Consider the following 6045-nt stretch of genomic DNA (forward strand, 5'->3'; position numbering starts at 1 on the left):
AGTCCGCAAAAACTATCGAGTTCGACGAGTGCTTTGCGGGCAAGGATGCCCGCGCTCCCGCTAGAACCCGCCAACTCCGGACTTTTCGGACAGTCTCCGGCGTTACACAGTAAAATAGAATGTAGCTCCTATTTCAACGGAGCCTTCGGCCCAGACACGTCCTCCGTGCCGATTCACGATCCGTTGTACCGTCGCGAGTCCGATTCCAGTTCCTTCAAAAGTCGCTGAGGAATGGAGCCGCTGAAACGGTCCGAACAGTTTGTCTGCATACGCCATATCGAATCCCGCGCCATCATCCCGCACAAAGAACACCGGTCTTCCGTTTTGTGACATACAGCCGAATTCAATGTTAGCTTTGGGATGCCTCGCCGTAAACTTCCAAGCATTGCCTATCAGGTTTTCAAGCAGAACCCGCAAAAGATGAGCGTCCCCGTTTGCGACGACACCATTCTGGATCATTACGGTAACGTTTCTCCCCATTTGGGTCTGCTGTAGATCAGAAACTATACTTTTTGCGAGCGAACTTAGATCTACAGATTCACGGCGCATTTCAGTGCGCGTAACTCGGGAAAGATTTAGAATATCATCAATCAATCCGGCCATTCGTTGACTCGATGCGCGGACGCGATTTAAATAATCCTTCCCCTGCTCGTCTAACTTCGATTCATAATCCTCCAGTAGCGCCTGACTAAATCCATCGATTTTCCTGAGTGGTGCACGCAAATCATGAGAAACGGAGTAACTGAAAGCTTCCAACTCTTTGTTAGCCGCCTCCAGTTCTGCTGTTCGCTCACGCACTCGTTTTTCCAATTCAATATTCAGTTTTCGAATCTCGTCTTCCACCCGTTTCCTTTCCGTTATATCGCGGATGATTCCGCTGAAATACCTTTCATCGCCGGTGACCCAGCTTGCAATCGAAAGTTCTGCAGGAAATTCAATGCCATCCTTTCTTAAGCCGTGTAATTCAATGGTCCTTCCGATCACGCGCGTTTCGCCTGTGGCTTTGAATCGTTCGATCCCTTCTTTGTGAGTTTTGCGGTAGCGTTCCGGCATGATGATCGTGAGCGGCTGTCCCAAGACTTCCTCTTCTATGCATCCGAAAATTTTCTCTGCTCCCTTGCTCCAGGAAAGAATATTTCCGTCCTGATCAGCGGAAATGATTGCATCGTTCGCAGAATACGCAACGGAGCGGAATCGCAACTCTGATTTTCTGAGCGCGCCCTCCGCTTTCGTGCGTTCGATAATTTCCTGCTGTAAATCCTTGGTTCGTTCTAATACACGTTTTTCCAATTGTTCATACGACTCAAGCAAGGCTGCATCCTTATGCTGAATCTGATTGAGCATCTCATTGAAGTCTTCTACCAAAACACCTATTTCATCCATACTCTTTTTGACTGCACGGATCGAATAGTCCTTTTTTTTGGAAACTTCGCTAGCGGTATGAGCGAGCCTTAGAATCGGCGTAGAAATTACTCGCTGCAGCTTAGAGGACAGCAGCAATGCAACAAGAAGGGAAGCGACCGTAACCGCTAGCGCGATCAGTGCGTAACGGTTGATTCGTGAATACATTTCTTGCAGGTTGGATTCGATAAAGACGGTGCCCAGTTTTTCGTTGTCCAACAGAATCGTGCGAAACAGGACAAGGCGGTTGTTCAAAAAACGATGACCGGTCTCTTCAGGTACAGGAAATTTTGATCCTGTTTTAGACGGGTAGACTGCGAAAACACGGCCATTCTTGTCATAAATGCAGGCACGGGTAACGTGTTCTTCAGCATGAAGTGCTTCAAGGATTTCAGACGCAGACTTCTGATCATGAAAAGCTACGGCCGCGGTGCTATTTGCGCCGATGATGCTCGCTATCGCTGATAAGTCCCGTACCACCGTGCGTCGAAACATGATTAGTTCGTATGTAACAAACGCTGCAGTAGTCAATAACAGAGCTACAATGCTCGTGAGCATGATGATCCAAACCAGCTTTCGCTTGATTGGCGCATGCCGAAAACTAATCATCCTGCATTACTCCTGATGGTCCTTGCTACGTTCAGAAGTTTTGAACTGATCTTCAGTTTCGCACCGGTTGCTGCTTGCAAGTTGATCTCAAATTGAACTCTATTCTGTATGATCACAAAATTTACAATGCCGCCCTCTTCGATAAAATTGTCAGTTTCACTCACTGTCAAAATACTGAGGCCTCTTAGAGAATCAAGAATGTAGGGAATACGCTCCTTTTCCGCAGAGCTAATAAACAAAATGTGACAATTTTTCAATTCCGAAAGTTCTTCAGATCTCTTCACAAATAATTCTCTTCCATTTGCAGTCTTACCGCGAATTGTTTCATCTAACTCCAGTTCGAAAGGATCTTCTCCGAGGATACCAATAAAAATTGGAGTTGATTCGGCAGGAAAAATACCATGCGGCCACTCGATGAATTTTGCAAAGTAATAAAGGAAGGCAGCTTTGACCTGATACTCAGTGGGCGATTGTGGAAGTGCTGGACTTGTAAGAAGTGGCAGGATGAAGGGTAACAGTAGGAAACGGATCATCCAATGATTCGATTGCATGCGTCGCCGGTTCATGGTCAAAATCGAATAACTAACTTGCCGTATACGTTACGCTCGATCTCCGAACGGCTGATCAGAAAGCTTGTGCCGAATTCCGGATGTTCCTGATGAAACAAGTTTTGCACGGTGAAGCTTACTTCAACATTGTGGCCAGGATACCAACCCAACCGCATATCGGCACGCCAGTAACTAGATACTTCTTGATTGAATAGACTGTCGACGAAGTACAATGTGGCATCCCACTTTAGGTCCGCCGGCAAATCGATAAAAGATCGCAGCTGAAATTGATTCTTCGGAGTATCGCCTTCGGCATTTTCCGAAGCCGTGTCGGTACTGTTTGCTTCGCGGTTCAGCTGAACTTGAAGATGGCTATATCCCGCCGCCAATTTCCAACGGTCTGTGACCATCCAGGTTGAAGCTACTTCCAAGCCGTAAGTGTGGCCATCCATCCTGTTCTCTGGTGTTAACGGCACAACAAGGTGTGGCGGGATATCAGGTACAAAGAATGGATTTCCTGTTTCGAAGGTTCGGAGGTTTCGATAATCATTATAAAAAAGAGCAACGTCGACATGAAACTTTGGATCAGGTTGAGCTCTATATCCAAGTTCATAAGCAACCAGATCCTCCGATTCGAAATCAGGATCACCCAACAATACCGTTAAGGCAAGCAGGCCGCCCTGAACGGGCATGGCTGAGACATTAATCACCGCATTATGTTCAAAGCGCGAAGGAGTCCTGACCGCTCGTGAGATCGCTCCCCAGATGGTGTGCTGTTCTTCTGGTGTCCACAGCATACGCACATTGGGTTGAATCTCGGTACCAGTGTAATCGTTGTTTTCGAATTTTGTCCCGACGGTTAACCGAAATTCCTCATTGTAAAATCTGATTTCATCTTGAATGAAACCGCTGAACAAATGATCGGCTCTACTGGAAGGATCAAATACAACAATGCCGCTGATATCATCATTTGTATAGCGGTAACCCAGCCCCCAAACGATTTCCTGTCTGCTTCCCCATGCAAACCGATGTTGAAAATCCATATCGAAAGTGTCCCGATTCTCTCGATGCACCGTATCAAGGCGATTTGTGCGATCGTAATAAATCCGAAGAGCCATATCAGAATCGTGGGCAAATTTACGTTCCCATCGGCCAAGAAGATTCCCACCCGAAACCTCTGCATCATCGATCAAAGTCACCAGAAATGGAGGCGCTAAAGATGGCACTGTTTCCTGATCACCTATATCACCGTTGTAGAGATCGCCTTGAACTGTAACGGAGTCACCTCTGATCCAACTTTTCTCGGCGCGGAATCCTGCGCGAAACATATCCCAGGAATCGTTTGCAGGAACTCCCGGAGTGAGAACGAAGTTGTCGCGATTAAAATACTTGCCGTAAACACGGTAATAGCTGAGACTGTCTATTTCGTCGCCGTATCGAAAACCTGCAAATCCTTTTTCTTCGGATCCAAGTCCCCCAGTAAACATTCCGCCGCGTGTCTCTCGCGGGCGTTTTGTAATGATGTTAATGACGCCGTTTACTGCGTTAGCACCCCACAGAGTTGCACCAGGACCACGAATGACCTCGATTCTTTCAATGTCCTCCAATAATGTGTCCTGTACGTCCCAAAAAACTCCCGAAAACAAAGGCGTATACACCGTACGGCCATCGATCATCACTAAAAGCTTGTTCGAAAACCGGCTGTTAAAGCCGCGTGAGCTGATGGCCCATTTATTGGCATCGATCTGTGCAACATTCAGTCCAGGAGCCATGCGCAGCAATTCCGGAATACTCGTAGCTCCAGAACGCTGGATGTCCTTTTGTGTTATTACAAAAATAGCTACCGCGGCTTCCGCCACACTCTGCTTCTTCTTCGATACGGAAGTAACTTCCATATTGATCAGCTGCTCAAGACCCACTTCTGTTAAGTCTGGCTTTTCTTGTTCCTGTGCAGAAGAAGTCAATGCAAATAAACAAAGCACGGAACACGCAAATAAGCATCGCATAATGGTCCCCCTATGTCTTACAAGCCGCCGGCACTGGTATGGTTAGTTTCTCTCAAATTATTGTTTCTGACAATGAGGGCAACACCCTAAACTTCGGTAAAAATCACCTCTATAATGGAATCTATTGAGAGCATTGATATGAAGTTCCTCTTCGGTTTCTATCGCCAAATTGAAAGCGAATTTGTTATACCGAACCGATCGAGTCCAATTGTATGCCTATTTTCTTGCCGTACGGCAAGAAATAAGCATACAAAAAGGGCAGTGTGCCAGGAGGGTATGAAGAGACGGCGCACGGTAGGTTTTTGAGACAGAAAAAGAGCACGGCTACCCGTATCGGAAGCAGAGAGGAATCAGTCAGCTGGGGAGAAATCCCACTCAGGGGGAGTATCCGGCGGAGGTCGTGCGGCAGCAAGGGGTAGAGGCTCGAACTTGTATTGCAGATGGGCAAGAATTTTATCGATGACCTTTCCGTCTTTGATCACCGAGGCGATCTTCATCTGAGTGGCACACTTTGGGCAAAGCAATGGATCCGATTCGTAAACAGGTCGAATCAAAGCTGCCCAGGATTTACGGCGCAGTTTGGCCCATTCGGTTTCCGGCTCAACTGCTGATGAAGAATCGGACAACGAGAGGGCTGATGAGGCAGCCGATTTGGCTCTCTTTCCGCGATGGGCATTGGAGTAGGCTCCGTAATAATGTACAAGCTGAGCTCCCTTCTCAGGAATATGACAGGTCACTCTTCCAATACACTCCAGATAGTCAAAGATCTGGCCTGCGGGTTCAAACAGAGAATCGCATCGATCGTTTGGCAGCCATCCCTTAGCCAGGTATTTCAGCAGACCATCCTTCAGTAAGCTGGAGTCTGGATGCGGAAGCCTGAGCACGGACAATATAGAGTCCAACACGCACGACATCTTCTTTTTGTATGATGGAGGTCTTACATAGACATGGAATCCGCTGTGTCTCTAGGTGCGCATCTTTGCGATCAGATCGGGACCGATGAACCCTTTGGAAACCAGCAGCTTGTATACATGGGCTTCAAAGAGCTCTCGCAGAACATTTTCGGCAAACAGCACAGCAGGGACAAAGGATCCGTCAGCATTAAAAATTCCTGAGGCAACCAATCCGTGAATATCGGACCGGTGATCAGCCATTTGAAGATGTGACCTGGCCTAAAATACAAAAATATTGTTAAAATAAAAATGAACTACTTGTTTTCTTAACATAAAAACTATGTCAAACGTAGCCCTTTCACAAAAACAACGTGAAGAACTAATCAGAGCATTGAAAGCCCGTTTTGAGAAAAACATGAACCGCCATAAAGGTCTTGAATGGGCTAAAGTACAAGCAAAGCTGGAAGCTAATACTAAAAAACTATGGTCACTCAATGAAATGGAAAGAACTGGCGGTGAACCGGATGTTGTTGGTCATGATAAAAAGACGGGCGAATACATTTTTTATGATTGTTCAGCGGAAAGTCC

The 6045-nt window shown here is 46.7% G+C and carries 6 protein-coding genes; 1 reads left to right on the forward strand and 5 read right to left on the reverse strand.

The window, feature by feature from the left end; translation table 11 throughout:
- Positions 1–102: 102 nt before the first annotated feature.
- The 5 genes from L0156_08575 to L0156_08595 form a co-directional block, all read right to left on the reverse strand.
- Positions 103–2010: a PAS domain S-box protein gene (locus tag L0156_08575; protein MCI0603057.1), complete on the reverse strand. Its 1908-nt coding sequence runs from the start codon at positions 2008–2010 to the stop codon at positions 103–105.
- Positions 2007–2576, reverse strand: a complete 570-nt coding sequence (locus tag L0156_08580; GenBank protein MCI0603058.1) for a YfiR family protein — start codon at positions 2574–2576, stop codon at positions 2007–2009. The genes L0156_08575 and L0156_08580 overlap by 4 nt, the downstream gene beginning before the upstream one ends.
- 2 nt (positions 2577–2578) lie before the next feature.
- On the reverse strand, positions 2579–4564 hold the full coding sequence (locus L0156_08585; protein ID MCI0603059.1) for a TonB-dependent receptor: 1986 nt from the start codon (positions 4562–4564) through the stop codon (positions 2579–2581).
- Between the two features lie 350 nt (positions 4565–4914).
- A complete protein-coding gene (locus L0156_08590; GenBank protein ID MCI0603060.1) occupies positions 4915–5469 on the reverse strand; it encodes a hypothetical protein in 555 nt (184 codons plus the stop codon).
- A 60-nt stretch (positions 5470–5529) separates the two neighbouring features.
- Positions 5530–5718, reverse strand: coding sequence for a hypothetical protein (locus L0156_08595; GenBank protein MCI0603061.1), 189 nt, complete (start codon positions 5716–5718; stop codon positions 5530–5532).
- 79 nt (positions 5719–5797) lie between these two features.
- Between L0156_08595 and L0156_08600 the strand changes: the two genes are divergently transcribed.
- The coding region (locus tag L0156_08600) for a DUF4256 domain-containing protein (protein MCI0603062.1) at positions 5798–6045 on the forward strand (248 nt) is incomplete at its 3' end.

Source organism: bacterium, assembly GCA_022616075.1.
Classification (GTDB): domain Bacteria; phylum Acidobacteriota; class HRBIN11; order JAKEFK01; family JAKEFK01; genus JAKEFK01.